Source organism: Caballeronia sp. AZ1_KS37, from assembly GCF_023631165.1.
In the GTDB taxonomy this organism is placed as follows: Bacteria; Pseudomonadota; Gammaproteobacteria; order Burkholderiales; family Burkholderiaceae; genus Caballeronia; species Caballeronia zhejiangensis.
The window spans coordinates 120,602-134,849 of the sequence record NZ_JALQDP010000030.1 but is presented as its reverse complement, the minus strand read 5'-3'; the positions used below and the strand labels follow the sequence as shown (position 1 = coordinate 134,849).

Genomic DNA, 14,248 nt, shown 5'->3' with positions numbered 1-14,248 from the left:
GACGAAAAATAGCTGCAGTCGAAACATGGTTCCCGCGCGCGTAGCCTAAAGGCCGCATTATCGGCGTTTCCTGTTCGCGACCTTGCGCCGGCGGGCGCGCAATTTGCGTAAGGCACAAATTAATACAAATGCAGGAGCGCATATGCATAAACCCCTCGCAGGCCAGATTGCGCTCGTGACGGGCGCGAGTTCGGGCATCGGCACGGGCGTCGCGACCGCGCTCGCCGATGCGGGCGCGCACGTCGCCATCAACTATCACTCGCACGCGGAACCCGCCGAAAAGCTCGCCGCCGCGATCACGGCGAAAGGCGGCGAAGCGTTCGCGGTCGGCGCGGACGTCTCCGACGAAACCCAGATCGACGCGATGTTCGATGCCGTCGTGAAGCGCTACGGCACGGTCGATATCGTCGTCGCGAATTCGGGCTTGCAGAAGGACGCGAAGTTCACCGCGCTCACGCTCGACGACTGGAAGACGGTCATCGAAACGAATCTCACCGGCCAGTTCCTCACCGCGCAGCGCGCCGTGCGCGAATTCGAGCGGCGCGGCATGCGCGACGTGTCGAAGGCGCTCGGGAAGATCATCTGCATGAGTTCCGTGCACGAGGTCATTCCGTGGGCGGGACACGTGAACTACGCTGCGTCCAAGGGCGGCATTCAGATGATGATGAAAACCATCGCGCAGGAAGTCGCGCCGCAGCGCATTCGCGTGAACGGCATCGCGCCCGGCGCAATCCGCACCCCGATCAACAAGGACGCTTGGGATACGCAGGACAAGCTCGACAAGTTGCTGACGCTGATTCCGTACGGGCGCGTCGGCGAGGTCGAGGATATCGGGCGCGCGGCGGTGTGGCTTGCGTCTGACGATAGCGATTACGTCGTCGGCACGACGCTTTTCGTCGATGGCGGCATGACGCTCTATCCGGGATTCGCGGATAACGGCTGATGGCGGACAACGGAATGAACCCAATCAAGGTGGACGTCGCCGTGATCGGCGCGGGCACGGCCGGCATGGCCGCGTTTCGCGCGGCGCGGCTCGCGGGCGCGAACGCGGTGCTGATCGAGGGCGGCGAACCGGGCACGACCTGCGCGCGCGTCGGCTGCATGCCGTCGAAGCTGCTGCTCGCGGCGGCCAACGGCTTGCACGACGCGCATTCGCTCGCCGCGCGCGGCATCGAAGGCACGCACGCGCTCGAAGCCGATCGCGCGCGTGTGCTCGATTACGTGCGGCGCGAACGCGATCACTTCGTCAAGGGCGTACTCGACGAAATCAAAGCGCTGCCGGATGGCATGCTGCTGCGCGGCAAGGCGCGCTTCGAAGCGCCGACGCGATTGCGGATCGGCGACGACACGCGCGTCGAGGCCAAAAGCGTCGTCATCGCGACGGGCGCCGCGCCGAGCGTGCCCGACGAGCTGAAGGTGTTCGGCGACAAACTCATCACGAGCGACGATCTCTTCGAACTGCGCACGTTGCCGAAGCGCATCGCCGTGTTCGGCGCGGGACCGATCGCGCTCGAGCTGGGGCAAGCGCTCGCGCGGCTCGGCATCGAAATTTTCATGTTCGGCAAAGGCGGCAGCGCGGGAGCGATTACGGACAAACCGGTGCGCGATGCGCTTATCGCCGCGCTCGCCGACGAGTTCTATTTCGATCCCGACGCGAAAATCGACGGCATGTCGCTAGAGGGCGGCCAGCCGACGCTGCGCTTCACGTCGCCGGACGGCGTGGCGCGCGTCGAACGCTTCGATCTCGTGCTCGCCGCGACCGGACGCGCGCCGAATCTGAAGCCGCTCGCGCTGGAAAACGCGGGCATCGAACTGAACGAAAAAGGCGCGCCGCTTTTCGACGAAACAACGATGCAAAGCGGCGACAGCGCGATTTTCATCGCGGGCGATTGCGACGGCGCACGCCCGTGGCTCCACGACGCCGCCGACGAAGGCAAGCTCGCCGGCGACAACGCCGCGCGCTTTCCGGACGTGCAGCGGATCGAGCGCAAGGTGCCGTTCTCGATCGTGTTCTGCGAGCCGCAGGTGGCGATCGTCGGCGCATCGTATGACGATCTCGACAAGCCGATGACGGTCACAGGAGAAGCATCGTTCGAGAATCAGGGACGAAGCCGCGTCATGCGTCAGAATCGCGGCCTGCTGCACGTCTATGCCGACGCGAAAACCGGCAAGCTGCGCGGCGCGCAAGGCTGCGGCCCGGCGATGGAGCATCTCGGGCATCTGCTGGCGTGGGCGCTGCAACTGGAATTGACGCTCGATGAAGCGCTCAAACTGCCTTTCTATCATCCGGTCGTGGAAGAAGGCTTGCGCACCGCGCTAAAAGATGCAGATAGAAAATGCTACGAGGAAAGATCGGAAACACCGCCGGCATTACCAAGCGCCGCGGGTTGCTGATCCAAAAAAAACGAACGCCGGTTGCAAGCAACCGGCGTTTATCGTCGGAAAGAGCAAGGATCAGCTTCCGCTCAAACCATATTGCAGTGCGAGATCGAACCCGAGCACGACGAGCGAACAGAAAAGCCCCAAGGACAAATTCGCCAGTCTATGTCCGACGTCCTTGTGCTTCGTCAGCACGGCGCCCGCGAGGAACGCGATTTCCACGATGACCTGCATGCAAAACACGGCAATCATCAACGCGAACTCGTAACCCATCGAGTTGAAGTTCAGGAAGTTAAAGCCGTTCACCGCCACCCAAGACCCCACTCGCCAAGCTTCGTATGCCAATAGCAGCAACGGGAAGAAATAGCTGGCTACATAAGTCGGCACCGTGGCGTGCCGCAGTTCCATATTTAAGTGACGTGTTACTTGCATCGCGTACTCCTCATCTGATTGCCCGAAAACGACGGGCGTTCTACCTGCACCGTGGCGCAAACCGGAGCGTTCTGATCGAACGGCAGACGGGCGTCGTGCTTTCAGAATAGGACAATTTTTTGGAAAGCGAATCATCGTATTCCCGATGATCGTATCCAATAAGGCTTTACGCGCTTCGTTGTGCAGTGCAACTGAATAAAGCAGTTATTTCCCGGCCCTAAATTCGACACGCGGATACGTGCCGATTTCCTAAAGTGTTCGAGCCGTATTAAGCGCCAGAGTTCTTCGCGTACAACTTGATAATGCCCGAAAAATCGAGCCCGCCGAATCCTTGCTGGCTCATCGACTGATACAGCTGTTGTGCCAGCGCACCCATGAATACGGGCTGCTTCGCGGCGCGCGCTGCATCGACGGCAAGTCCGAGATCCTTGAGCATTAAATCAGCGCCAAATCCGCCCGAATAACCACGCGACGCCGGCGCGGTTTCGATGATGCCCGGATAGGGATTACACGTATCCGAGCTCCAGCAACGCCCAGTCGATGTATTGACGATACTCGCGAGTTTCGTCGGATCGATGCCGAGCGTTTCGCCGAGTTTCATCGCTTCGGCGACGCCGATCATGGAAATCCCTAGCAGCAAGTTATTGCAGATCTTCGCGATCTGGCCCGTGCCGGTTTCGCCGCATCGCACCATGTTCTTGCCCATGCCGGATAAGACGGGACGCAATGTTTCGAAGAGCGTTTCATCCGCGCCGACCATGAACGTCAGCGTACCCGCCTGCGCGCCGACGACGCCGCCGGAAACGGGCGCATCGGCGAACGGGTTGCCCTGGTTCGCCGCCGCCTCGCCGATGAGCTTCGCGGTCGCCGGATCGATCGTGCTGCTGTCGACGAGCGGCACGCCTTTCGCAACGCCCGCGAGCACGCCGTCATCGCCCAGATAGACCGTCTTCACATGCTGCGCCGCGGGCAGCATCGTGATGACGACTTCCGCGCCTTCCGCCGCCGCGCGCGGCGATGCGGCGAGCGTCGCGCCCGCCGCCTTCGCCGCATCGAGCGCGGCGGAGACGAGATCGAACGCCGTCACCGCGTGGCCGGCCTTCAGGAGATTCGCGGCCATCGGACCGCCCATGTGACCCAAACCAATGAAGCCGATTCGCATGGACATCTCCCTTTAGCGAAGCGCGATGGTCGTGTTGACGCCGTCGTTCACGGTGGCGTCGTCGAACCAGCGCGCGGTGACGGTTTTCGTCTGCGTGTAGAACTGCACGACCTGCTTGCCGTACGGGCCGAGGTCGCCGAGCTTCGAGCCGCGCGAGCCGGTGAAGCTGAACGCGGGCACCGGCACCGGAATCGGAATGTTGATGCCGACCTGACCGATATCGATCTCGCTCTGGAACTTGCGCGCCGCCGCGCCGCTTTGCGTGAAGAGGCCGACGCCGTTGCCCATCGGATTGCGATTGACGAGCGCGATGGCGTCGTCGAGCGTATCGGCTTCAAGCACGCACAGCACCGGGCCGAAGATTTCCGTCTTGTAGATCGACATGTCGGTATCGACGTTCGTGAAGATCGTCGGTCCGATGAAGTTGCCCTTCTCGTAGCCCTTCACGTCGATATCGCGGCCATCGAGCGCGAGCGTCGCGCCCTCTTCCACGCCCTTGCTGATGAGCCCCAGAATGCGCTCCTTTGCCGCTTTCGACACGACCGGGCCGACGTCCGTATTCGGCTCCGTGCCGCCGTTGACTTTGAGCGTCCTGGCCTTCTCGACGAGTTCCGGCACCCAGTCCTTCGACGCCCCGACGAACACGGCCACCGACGTCGCCATGCAACGCTGACCCGCCGCGCCGAAGCCCGCGCCCGCGAGCGCGTTGAGCGTCTGCTCCTTGTTGGCGTCGGGCAGGACGACGGCGTGATTCTTCGCGCCCATCATCGACTGCACGCGCTTGCCGTGCTGGCTCGCGAGATTGTAGACGTGCGTGCCGACGGCCGTCGACCCGACGAACGAAATCGCCTTGATATCGGGATGCGTGCAGATCGCATCGACGACTTCCTTGCCGCCATGCACGACGTTCAGCACGCCCGCCGGCACGCCCGCTTCGAGCGCGAGTTCGACGAGTTCCATCGTCGAGAGCGGATCCTGTTCGGACGGCTTCAGTACGAACGTGTTACCGCAGACGATCGCCATCGGGAACATCCACAGCGGGATCATGGCGGGGAAATTGAACGGCGTGATGCCGGCGCACACGCCGAGCGGCTGCCGTAGCGTGTACGTGTCGACGCCGCCCGCGACGTTTTCGGAGAATTCGCCCTGCTGCAGCGTCGAAATCGAACACGCGTGCTCGACCACTTCGAGACCGCGAAAGATGTCGCCTTCGGCATCGGCGAGCGTCTTGCCCTGCTCCGCCGTCAGCGTCCGCGCGATGCGCTTCTGGTTCTGGCGCACGAGGTCCTGAAACTTGAGCATCAGACGCATGCGCGTGCCGAGCGGCGTCGTGCGCCACGTCTGAAACGCCTTGTGCGCGGCGGCAACGGCGGCGTTGACTTCATCGACCGTCGCAAACGGCACGCGACCGACGACTTCCTGCGTCGCAGGATTGACGATGTCGCGCCACTCCGTCGTCTTCGAATCGACGAACTGGCCGTCGATCAGCAGTTTGGCCGTACGGACGGACGCACTCTGCGCCGGATGTTCAGCAGCGATATTCACGAGTCACTCCTTTTGGATGAGTTGTCACGAAGGGGAACGAAGACGCGCGGACGGAGCGCCGGTGCGGCGCCGAAGGGAAAAGGCATGTCGTCTCCGTTTATAAGAAATCGGCGCGCAGTGCAGCACGCTCGTTTCCTTGAGTATAGTTATGCAAAAGTCCATCATGGCACTAGAAAAACACCCGATCGATATGCAAAAAAACGCCATGCCAAACGTTATTCCAAGCGCCAAGCTCGATATCGGGCGCCTCAACTGGGACGACCTGCGCTTCTTCCTGGAAGTCGCGCGCACGCAGCGCGCGAGCGGCGCGGCGAAGCGTCTGGGCGTCGATTACACGACGGTCGCGCGGCGCGTTCGCGCGCTGGAGGACGCGCTCGGCACGCTTCTGTTCGACAAATCGCGCAGCGGCGGATTCATTCTGACGGCCGAAGGCCAGCGCCTGCTCGGTTACGTCGATTCGATCGAGACGACGGTGCAGTCCGCGACCGAGCAGATCGCCAACACGGGGCACGCGCTGTCCGGACACGTTCGCGTCGGTTCGACGGAAGGCTTCGGCTGCTTCTTTCTCGCGCCGCAACTCGCGCGCTTTCAGGACGCGCATCCGAACATCTCCATCGATCTGCTGCCGGTACCGCATTTCGTGAGTCTGTCGAAGCGCGAGGCGGATATCGCCGTCACGCTCGAACGACCCGAGCAGGGCCAATACGTTTATACGAAGCTGTGCGATTACCGGCTCAAGCTCTACGCGACCGCCGACTATCTCGACGCGCACGAACCGATCCGCACGAGCGACGATCTGCGTCATCATCGTTTCGCAAGCTATATCGACGATCTCGCGTTCAGCTACGAATTGCTGTATCTCGAACGCGCGGTGCCGGGCGCGGTGTCGCGCTGGCGCAGTACGAGCGCGATTGCGCAGTACTTCGCCGCGCTGCAGGGCCGCGCGCTCGCGATCCTGCCGTGCTTCATGACTTCGCCCGATCCGCGCTTCGTGCCGGTCTTGCCCGACGATATCGTCGTGACGCGCGCCTTCTATCTGTCCTGCCGCGAGGATTTGCGCAAGCTGAAGCGCATCACGGCTGTATGGGACTACCTGCGCGCGGCGGCCGACGCGAACCGCGTCTTCCTGATGGGAGACGGCGCGCAGATGGCCTGGGTCGATGTCAAGTGATCCTGACCGGCGACACGCTTTTTGACAGCGACTCGAGACCGAACGTGGTATGCGTGACGCCACCGCGAACATCACAAAATTTGACTCGATAAATTCGTGGAATTTTGCTTCGATGTCCTGCCGAAACGTCACTCGCCCACGCGAGCTCGGGCATAATCGCCGGCCAGTTTCATTGCATTGCCGTGGAGAGCGCGGCGCACTCCATTCCCGTGATTTCCTCTAGTTTCTTTCCCGCTGCCCCGACGGGCCGCGCCGTGCGCTAATGGCTTTCGTCATCTGGTCACGGCGGTCCATGTCCCGCCAGCGCATCCGTTTCGTCGAGGCCCGCACGGCGCGCGCCATCGCGGTCATCGGCGCCATTACGCTTCTCGTGGCCGCGCTCGCGCTCGGCATCGCGATCGGCACCATGTTCGCGCGCAGCCATCTCGGCGAGGAGCAGACGCTGATGTCGCGCCGCTCGTACGAGATCGAAGAGCTCGGCCGCATCAATGCCGCGCTGATCGAGCTGACGCCCCGCGTCGAAGGCCTGTCCGCGCAAGTCAGCGAGCTGCACGAATTCGACACGCATCTGAAGGCCGCGCACGGCGCGGGCGGCACGTCCGGCGTGCATGACGTGCCGCCGCTGCCCGACAGCGAAGAGCCAGCCACGTCGCTCGACGGCGCGGGCGGCCCCGCCTTGCCGCCGCGCCTGTGCGATATCGGTCGCGCGGCGGCGGGCACGCCGCGGCAGCGTTTGAAGAGCGCGCATCGGATCATCGATTGCCTGAACGACGAAGTCTCGCAATTGCAGACGCAAACGCTCGCCCACTACGCCGCGTACATGGCCTTTCCCGGCCGCAATCCGGCACCCGGCCTGCGCAGCGGCTCGCCTTACGGCAACCGTCTGGACCCGTTCACGGGACGTCTGAGCTTTCATCCCGGCATCGACTTCGCCGGACCGGCGGGCACGCCGATTCTCGCCAGCGCGGGCGGACGCGTCATCGCGGCGGGCGAGCGCAACGGCTACGGCATTTCGGTCGACATCCGCCACAGCGACGGCATGGTGACGCGCTATGGACACGCGTCGCGCATCTTCGTGAAAACCGGCGAATTCGTGATGCCGGGACAGGTGATCGCGGAAGTCGGCTCGACCGGCCGCTCGACGGGGCCGCATCTGCATTTCGAAGTGATCGTCGACGGCGCTCAGATCAATCCTTCTCCCTATCTCGCGCTCTTCAGGCGTTTGTCGCATGCGCAAAGTTGATTCGAAGCGGCTGTCGCTGCAACTCTCCCGCCAGTCCTATTCGCTGACGCCGAGGCGCGGCGCGGGCATCTGGCTCGGACTGATCGCGGCCGTGTGTGCGATCGCGGCGCTCGCCGCCGCAGGCTTCGCACTCAAACGCTCGCATGAAGACGTGCGCAAGCTCGACACGCTCTGCGCGCCGCCCGTCTCCGAGCAAAAGCTGCGCGAGCAGCTCGCGCATGCTCAGCTCGCGCTCGAACAGGAGATGGCGAGCCGTACCTCGCTGGAAGAACGCGCAAAGGACAGCGCGGCCGAAATCCAGCGTCTGCAGACCGATCTCGCTTTCCTCAGGAAGCAGCAAAAACCCAATTGAGCGGCACGCGTCAGCGCGGGCTTCGTGCAGCAACCCTTTACCGCATCGCAAGGACTCGACATGTTTTCATCGAAGAAGGATTCCAACGGCATCAAGATGGCCAAGCTCGCGACGCTCGTCGCGCATAACGTGCATATCTCGGGCGATCTCGAGTTCAGCGAAGGCCTGCGCATGGACGGCCAGGTCACGGGCAACGTGGCCGGCCGTCCGGGCGAAGAAACGCTGCTCGTCGTGAGCGATCAGGGCGCGATTCGCGGCAACGTCAGCGCTTATAACGTCATCATCAACGGCTGCGTGACGGGCGATGTCACCGTCGCGCATTTCGTCGAACTTCAGTCGAACGCGCGCGTGCTGGGCAACATTTACTATCAGCAGTTGCGCATGGATATCGGCGCGACGGTCGAAGGCAAGCTCACCAAGTTCGATTCGCAGGCGGCGCACGTCCCGAGTCTGCCGGCGCCGCCCGAATACAACATCGACCTCGTCTCGAACTGACGGCAGACAACGAGCGCCGGAGAATCCGCGCGTGCTGGCAGCCGGGCGCGTGTCCGGCTAAGATTCGATGGATCAAGGCCACGCGCTCGCGCCCCTGGCGAAATCACGCGACTTCGAGCGTCCATCGACACGTGGCCGGTTATATCCAGATAACGATAAAGGGCGCCCCATGCTGGTCAATTGCGCGGCTTATCAGAATGGCCGAAAGCTCGCGGACGTCGAGATCGACGACATCAACGCCTATCGCGATCTGCCCGACTCTTTCATTTGGGTTGCATTGAAAGAGCCCGGTCCCGGCGAGCTCGCGCACATGACGCAGCAGTTCGGCTTGCACGAGCTGGCGGTCGAAGACGCGCAGCACGGTCATCAGCGGCCGAAGATCGAGGAATACGGCGACTCGCTGTTCGCGGTCTTTCATACGGTCGAATTCGACGAAGAAGGCGAAGTGCTCGTCGGCGAAATGAACGTGTTCGTCGGCACGAACTACGTGCTTTCGGTCCGCAACCGCACGACGCAAGGTTTTCAGGAAGTGCGCAAGCGCTGCGAGCGCGAGCCGCATCTGCTCAAGCACGGCCCCGCGTTCGTGATGTACGCGCTGCTCGATGCGGTCGTCGATCGATACTTTCCCGTGCTCGAGACGCTCGGCGCGGAAGTCGACGAAGTGGAAGAGCGCATCTTCGAGCAAAAAGGCTCGGTGGAATCGCGCGAGATCATCGAGGATCTGTACTCGCTCAAGCGGCGCATGACGATCCTGCAGCATCACACCGCGCCGCTGCTCGAAGCCGTCAGCAAGCTGTATGGCGGGCGCTCGCCCGGCGTGTGCTCCGGCATGCAGGAATATTTCCGCGACGTGTACGATCACCTGCTGCGCATCGTGAAGACCATCGAAGGACGGCGCGAAATGATCGTCACGGCGATCCAGGTGAATCTCGGTCTGATCGCGCTCGCGGAAAGCGAAGTGACCAAGCGCCTCGGCTCGTTCGCCGCGCTCTTCGCCGTGCCGACGATGATCGCCGGCATCTACGGCATGAACTTCAAGTCGATTCCCGAGCTGGACTGGGTCTACGGCTACCCGACGTGTCTCGCGGTCATGCTGGTGGTCGATGTCGTGCTCTACTGGCGCTTCAAGAAGGCCGGCTGGCTGTAGCAAGAATGTTCCTTTTCGGAACCTTCGGGCGAAATTCGTTGTCTAATCAAGCGATTTGCGAGAGAATGTCATCTGGCCTTGCAAAATTGGCCTATCGACCGCACATGACGTAAGCGCACGGCAGAAGCGCTCACTTCCGCAGCACACGTTGCTTTTCCGTTTCAACCGCACATCGGCTCTGCTGTTGCCGATGTCGCCGTCCCGGTCATGCCGGCCACGGCGCGCCGCATCCGCGGTTCGCCCTGTCGTCCGGCCTATGCCGTCAAGCTCACGACGAGCCTGAGATAGAGACGCGGCGCGCCCCGCATGCACGTTTATCGTGCATGGACGCGCCAGGCCACGCTTTGCATCGCCACTTACGATTCGTAGCGACGACGCTTTCGGGCAGCGGCGCAGACCGGTTCGTTGGCGTCGAATGCGCGTTTTTCGCGCGATGCGCGGCAGCACCCACTACAACTCATTACAGGAGCCCCATATGGCGAAAGAAGAACTCATCGAACTCGACGGTATCGTTGACGAAGTGCTTCCCGACAGCCGCTATCGCGTGACGCTGGACAACGGCGTCGTCGTGGGCGCTTACGCCTCGGGCCGCATGCGCAAGAATCACATCCGTATTCTGGCCGGCGACCGCGTGACGCTGGAACTGTCGGTGTACGACCTGACGAAGGGCCGCATCAACTTCCGTCACAAGGACGAGCGTGCCGGTGGCGGCGCCCCGCGCGCACCGATGCGCCGTCGTTGATTTCCCTGCATCATCCGTAACGAGCGTGAGCCTGATCCGCAGCGCGCGCTTTTGAACCAAACACGCGGATCATTCTGAACTTCGACGCGGCCGCTCATCCGTCAAGGCTGCGCAGCGCGTCGATGTCCCTTCTTCCTTCAGCCGCGCGCCGCCAAGAGCGCGTCGATGCCGACCGCGAAGCCGTCCTGGTCGTTGCTCTTCGAGACCAGGCTCGCGCGACGCTGCACGCTGTCGGATGCCTGCCCCATCGCGATCGATACGCCCGCGATCTCGAACATCGCCACATCGTTGCCCATGTCGCCGAGCACAGCCACGCGTCCGAGCGGCACGTTCGCGAGTTGCGCCAGTTCTCGCACCGCGGTGCCCTTGTTCGCTTCCAGGCTCGTGATATCGAGGTAATAGGTCTGCGAGCGCGCGGCGTGTCCGCGGCCTTCCAGTTGCTTTTGCACGCTGCTTTCGACGCGCGCGACCAGCGCCGTATCGGCGGTCGAGCCGACGATCTTGTCGACCTCGCCGAGATCGACATCGTCGAAACGCGTGACGAGCACGCCTTCGTAGCCGACCGTGCGCGTTTCGAGCGGCACGTAGGTGCCTTCGGGATTCGTCAGATACCAGGCGTCGTCGATGAACACCCACGCGTCGACGTTCGCCGACGCGAGCGCTTCGAGCGATGTCTGCACGACATCGCGCGGCAGCTTGTGCGACGACAGCAAATCCCACGTGCCCGGCCTGACGAGACTGCCGCCGTTGTACGACGCGTAAGGCATGTCGACGTCGAGCGCCTCAACGATATGCCTCATGCCCTTGCCCGGCCGGCTGCTCGCCACGGTAAAGCGCACGCCCGCTTCCTTCAGGCGGCGCACGGCGTCGATCGCCGGTTGGCCCAATGCCTTGTCGGTATAGAGCAGCGTGCCGTCGCAATCGGTGACGACGAGTTCCGCTTTGGCGAGCGCGGCGAACGCCGCATCGGCGTCGCCGTTCACGCTGTAAAGTCCGTATTTGCTGTTGGCGTTCATCAGTGCGCCCCTTCACGCTGATTGAAATGCGGCAACTGGCGCGTCTCGCGCACCGAGCGCGGATGCCACAGCCGCGCGCCGCCTTCGATGCCCGCCGCATTCGACACGACCGCGACGTTATCCGGCAGCTTGAACTTGATATGCGCCGCGTTGCCGCCGCCGATCCACAGCTTGTCGTAGTTCGTCAGTGTCGCCAGGATGCCGATGATCTTCTCCACGCGCCGGCTCCAGCGCTTCTTGCCCGCCTTCTCGCGCGCCGCGTTGCCGATGTACTCGTCGTAAGTCTTGTCCTTCGCGACCGGATGATGCGCGAGCTCCAGATGCGGCATCAGTTCGCCGTCGCGAAAGAGCGCGGTGCCCGCGCCCGTACCGAGCGTCAGCACCATTTCGATGCCGCGCCCTTCGATCGCCGCGAGTCCTTGCATCTCGGCGTCGTTGATCATGCGCGCGGGCACGTTGCCGAGGCGCTCGGCGATCAGTTGCGCGAGCGGCACGCCGCGCCAGGCGGGCGTGCCGAGATTCGGCGCGGTCAGCACGACGTTATCGCGCACGACGCCCGGAAAGCCGATGGAAATGTGCGTCGGCGGCTCGGCGACGATCGGCGCGATCAGTTCGATGAGCGTCTCCACGACCACGTCGGGCTTCGCCGGATGCGGCGTCGCCACGCGCACGCGGTCGCTCTTCATCTCGCCGTCCTCCGAGATGATGGCCGCCTTCAACCCGGTCCCGCCGATATCGATCGCGAGAATGCGTTCCGCCTTGATCGCGAGTTTGTCCGCCGTGACGTGGGTCTTCTGCTTGGCTCTTGATTCTGTGCTCACGCTCGTTGTCCTTTTGAGTTTGCGTTGCGATGAGATGAGTTCAGTTCTTCTTGTGCGCGTCGGTCAGCGGTCGCCACGCGCGGCCGTCGTCGGCAAGCAGCTCGTCCGCTTCGGCCGGCCCCGCGCTGCCCGCCGCGTAACCGCGCACGGGCAGCGGACTGTCCGGATGCAGCACGCGATCCACCGCCGCCCAAGCCGTCTCGATGCTGTCCGCGCGCTGAAAGAGCGTCGCGTCGCCGAGCATGCAGTCGTAGAGCAGCGTCTCATAGCCGACGTTCGCGCGCTCCGCGAAGAAGTCGGCATAGTCGAACCTCGAACGCACCTTGCCGATCTGCATTACCGGTCCCGGCACTTTCACGTTGAAATCGAAGCTCGTGCCGTGCGCCGGATCGATGCGCAGCGTGAACACATTCGGCGTCAGCGCATCGACGGGCGTATCGCGAAACAGCAAAAACGGCACCGCCTTCAGTTGCACCGCGATCTCCGTGCGACGCTCGGTGAGCCGCTTGCCCGTGCGCAGATAAAACGGCACGCCGGCCCAGCGCCAGTTCTCCACGTACACGCGCGCCGCCGCGTAGGTTTCGGTCCGGCTATCTTTGGCCACGCCCGGTTCTTCCTTGTAGCCCGGCCCGGCGGGTCCAGCTTCGTACTGGCCGAGCACGACGTCGTCGGCGGTGAGCGGACGGATCGCATCGAAGACTTCGGCTTTTCTGTCGCGCACGGATTCGGCATCGAAGGAATTCGGCGGCTCCATCGCGACCATGCCGAGCAACTGGAACAGATGGTTCGGCAGCATGTCGCGAAACGCGCCCGTCTGCTCGTAGAACTTGCCGCGCCCTTCCACGCCGATCGTCTCCGCCGCCGTGATCTGCACGTTGTCGATGTACTCGCGCCGCCAGATCGGTTCGAACATCGCGTTGGCGAAGCGCACGGCGAGAATGCTCTGCACCGTGTCCTTGCCGAGAAAATGGTCGATGCGGTACACCTGCGACTCATCCGCATACTTGAGGATGCAGCGGTTCAGTTCCTGCGCCGACGCCAGATCGCTGCCGAACGGCTTCTCGATGACAAGCCGTCTGAAATTGCCGTCCTTCTCTTCGAGCATGCCCGCCGCGCCGAGATGCTCGATGATCGGCTGAAAGAACCGCGCGCCCACCGCGAGATAGAACACGACGTTGTCCGACTTCGCCTGCGCGAGCCGCGCCTTGAGCCGGGCAAAGGTTTCGTCCTCTTCGAATTCACCGGGGAAATATTCGAGCCGCCCGACGACCCAGTTCCACGCGTCCTCGTTCAACTGCGACGTGTGAAACGTCGCGGCCTTGTCGGCGGCGAACGTGCGCAGCGATTGCGTGAGCTCGTCGCGCCATTCGGACGTCTCGCGCTCGCCGTGATTCACGCCGATGATCTCCATGCCGTCGTCGAGCAGCTTGTCGGCGGACAGGTTGTAGAGCGACGGCATCAGCAAGCGCTTGGTGAGATCGCCGCCCGCTCCGAAAATCACGAGCGTGCATGGCGGCGCGGGATGCTTGCCGGCGCACGTCGCGCTGGCCGGGTTGTTTTCCGTCGATTGATTCGCTTCGTTCGATTCTTTCGGCATGGCGTATCGCCCCTTGTCAGTTGCGCTTGAACCTGGAAAGACCTGCATCGATGCGGCACAGTTCATTCGAACGACGCGTTGCAAGCTCGCGCGACGAATAACGTATGCATTTTGTAATTTTTAACCTTTCGTGTCGTAAAATATGC

The 14,248-nt window shown here is 63.0% G+C and carries 14 protein-coding genes; 8 read left to right on the top strand and 6 right to left on the bottom strand.

Annotated elements, in window-relative coordinates:
- Positions 1-142: 142 nt before the first annotated feature.
- Positions 143-943 (top strand): SDR family oxidoreductase, encoded by an 801-nt coding sequence (locus NCS00_RS16865; RefSeq protein WP_175979254.1) that lies wholly within the window; start codon positions 143-145, stop codon positions 941-943.
- 14 nt (positions 944-957) lie between these two features.
- Entirely contained in the window at positions 958-2,394 is a 1,437-nt protein-coding gene (locus NCS00_RS16860; protein ID WP_250440558.1) for a dihydrolipoyl dehydrogenase, read from the top strand.
- Between the two features lie 60 nt (positions 2,395-2,454).
- Here the strand turns inward: NCS00_RS16860 and NCS00_RS16855 are convergent, their stop codons facing one another.
- From NCS00_RS16855 to NCS00_RS16845, 3 genes are all read right to left on the bottom strand, one after another.
- The gene (locus tag NCS00_RS16855; protein ID WP_033536128.1) at positions 2,455-2,811 is read right to left on the bottom strand and encodes a hypothetical protein; all 357 of its coding nucleotides are present in this window, start codon (positions 2,809-2,811) and stop codon (positions 2,455-2,457) included.
- A gap of 268 nt (positions 2,812-3,079) precedes the next feature.
- A complete protein-coding gene (gene mmsB / locus NCS00_RS16850) occupies positions 3,080-3,973 on the bottom strand; it encodes a 3-hydroxyisobutyrate dehydrogenase (protein WP_250440557.1) in 894 nt (297 codons plus the stop codon).
- Positions 3,974-3,985: 12 nt separating this feature from the next.
- Positions 3,986-5,518, bottom strand: a complete 1,533-nt coding sequence (locus tag NCS00_RS16845) for a CoA-acylating methylmalonate-semialdehyde dehydrogenase (RefSeq protein WP_175979251.1) — start codon at positions 5,516-5,518, stop codon at positions 3,986-3,988.
- Positions 5,519-5,708: 190 nt separating this feature from the next.
- Between NCS00_RS16845 and NCS00_RS16840 the strand changes: the two genes are divergently transcribed.
- The 6 genes from NCS00_RS16840 (at position 5,709) to infA (ending at position 10,668) form a co-directional block, all read left to right on the top strand.
- The gene (locus tag NCS00_RS16840; RefSeq protein WP_502801585.1) at positions 5,709-6,689 is read left to right on the top strand and encodes a LysR family transcriptional regulator; all 981 of its coding nucleotides are present in this window, start codon (positions 5,709-5,711) and stop codon (positions 6,687-6,689) included.
- A 292-nt stretch (positions 6,690-6,981) separates the two neighbouring features.
- Positions 6,982-7,932, top strand: a complete 951-nt coding sequence (locus tag NCS00_RS16835) for a M23 family metallopeptidase (protein ID WP_175979249.1) — start codon at positions 6,982-6,984, stop codon at positions 7,930-7,932.
- Positions 7,919-8,284, top strand: coding sequence for a hypothetical protein (locus NCS00_RS16830; RefSeq protein WP_175979248.1), 366 nt, complete (start codon positions 7,919-7,921; stop codon positions 8,282-8,284). Before NCS00_RS16835 ends, NCS00_RS16830 begins: the two co-directional genes overlap by 14 nt.
- Before the next feature lie 60 nt (positions 8,285-8,344).
- Positions 8,345-8,779 (top strand): bactofilin family protein, encoded by a 435-nt coding sequence (locus tag NCS00_RS16825; RefSeq protein WP_175979247.1) that lies wholly within the window; start codon positions 8,345-8,347, stop codon positions 8,777-8,779.
- Positions 8,780-8,948: 169 nt separating this feature from the next.
- Positions 8,949-9,926: a magnesium/cobalt transporter CorA gene (gene corA, locus NCS00_RS16820; RefSeq protein ID WP_008353501.1), complete on the top strand. Its 978-nt coding sequence runs from the start codon at positions 8,949-8,951 to the stop codon at positions 9,924-9,926.
- Positions 9,927-10,401: 475 nt separating this feature from the next.
- Positions 10,402-10,668 carry a translation initiation factor IF-1 gene (gene infA / locus NCS00_RS16815; RefSeq protein ID WP_006999277.1) on the top strand — a complete coding sequence of 89 codons (267 nt, stop codon included), beginning with the start codon at positions 10,402-10,404 and terminating at the stop codon, positions 10,666-10,668.
- Positions 10,669-10,805: 137 nt separating this feature from the next.
- Here infA and NCS00_RS16810 read toward each other — a convergent pair whose 3' ends face one another.
- Genes NCS00_RS16810 through zwf form a run of 3 tightly spaced genes read right to left on the bottom strand, consistent with a single transcriptional unit; the run spans position 10,806 to position 14,102 of the window.
- Complete coding sequence (locus tag NCS00_RS16810) at positions 10,806-11,684, bottom strand: HAD family hydrolase (protein ID WP_250440555.1); 879 nt, start codon at positions 11,682-11,684, stop codon at positions 10,806-10,808.
- The gene (locus tag NCS00_RS16805) at positions 11,684-12,505 is read right to left on the bottom strand and encodes an ROK family protein (RefSeq protein WP_372492552.1); all 822 of its coding nucleotides are present in this window, start codon (positions 12,503-12,505) and stop codon (positions 11,684-11,686) included. The genes NCS00_RS16810 and NCS00_RS16805 overlap by 1 nt, the downstream gene beginning before the upstream one ends.
- A gap of 40 nt (positions 12,506-12,545) precedes the next feature.
- Positions 12,546-14,102, bottom strand: a complete 1,557-nt coding sequence (gene zwf / locus NCS00_RS16800) for a glucose-6-phosphate dehydrogenase (protein ID WP_250440554.1) — start codon at positions 14,100-14,102, stop codon at positions 12,546-12,548.
- Positions 14,103-14,248 lie beyond the last annotated feature (146 nt).

Bases quoted from the DNA above. Each gene is read 5' to 3' on its own strand.
- NCS00_RS16865 (WP_175979254.1), top strand. From the start codon at position 143: ATGCATAAACCCCTCGCAGGCCAGATTGCGCTCGTGACGGGCGCGAGT.
- NCS00_RS16860 (WP_250440558.1), top strand. From the start codon at position 958: ATGAACCCAATCAAGGTGGACGTCGCCGTGATCGGCGCGGGCACGGCC.
- NCS00_RS16855 (WP_033536128.1), bottom strand. From the start codon at position 2,811: ATGCAAGTAACACGTCACTTAAATATGGAACTGCGGCACGCCACGGTG.
- mmsB (WP_250440557.1), bottom strand. From the start codon at position 3,973: ATGCGAATCGGCTTCATTGGTTTGGGTCACATGGGCGGTCCGATGGCC.
- NCS00_RS16840 (WP_502801585.1), top strand. From the start codon at position 5,709: ATGCAAAAAAACGCCATGCCAAACGTTATTCCAAGCGCCAAGCTCGAT.
- NCS00_RS16835 (WP_175979249.1), top strand. From the start codon at position 6,982: ATGTCCCGCCAGCGCATCCGTTTCGTCGAGGCCCGCACGGCGCGCGCC.
- NCS00_RS16830 (WP_175979248.1), top strand. From the start codon at position 7,919: ATGCGCAAAGTTGATTCGAAGCGGCTGTCGCTGCAACTCTCCCGCCAG.
- NCS00_RS16825 (WP_175979247.1), top strand. From the start codon at position 8,345: ATGTTTTCATCGAAGAAGGATTCCAACGGCATCAAGATGGCCAAGCTC.
- corA (WP_008353501.1), top strand. From the start codon at position 8,949: ATGCTGGTCAATTGCGCGGCTTATCAGAATGGCCGAAAGCTCGCGGAC.
- infA (WP_006999277.1), top strand. From the start codon at position 10,402: ATGGCGAAAGAAGAACTCATCGAACTCGACGGTATCGTTGACGAAGTG.
- NCS00_RS16810 (WP_250440555.1), bottom strand. From the start codon at position 11,684: ATGAACGCCAACAGCAAATACGGACTTTACAGCGTGAACGGCGACGCC.
- zwf (WP_250440554.1), bottom strand. From the start codon at position 14,102: ATGCCGAAAGAATCGAACGAAGCGAATCAATCGACGGAAAACAACCCG.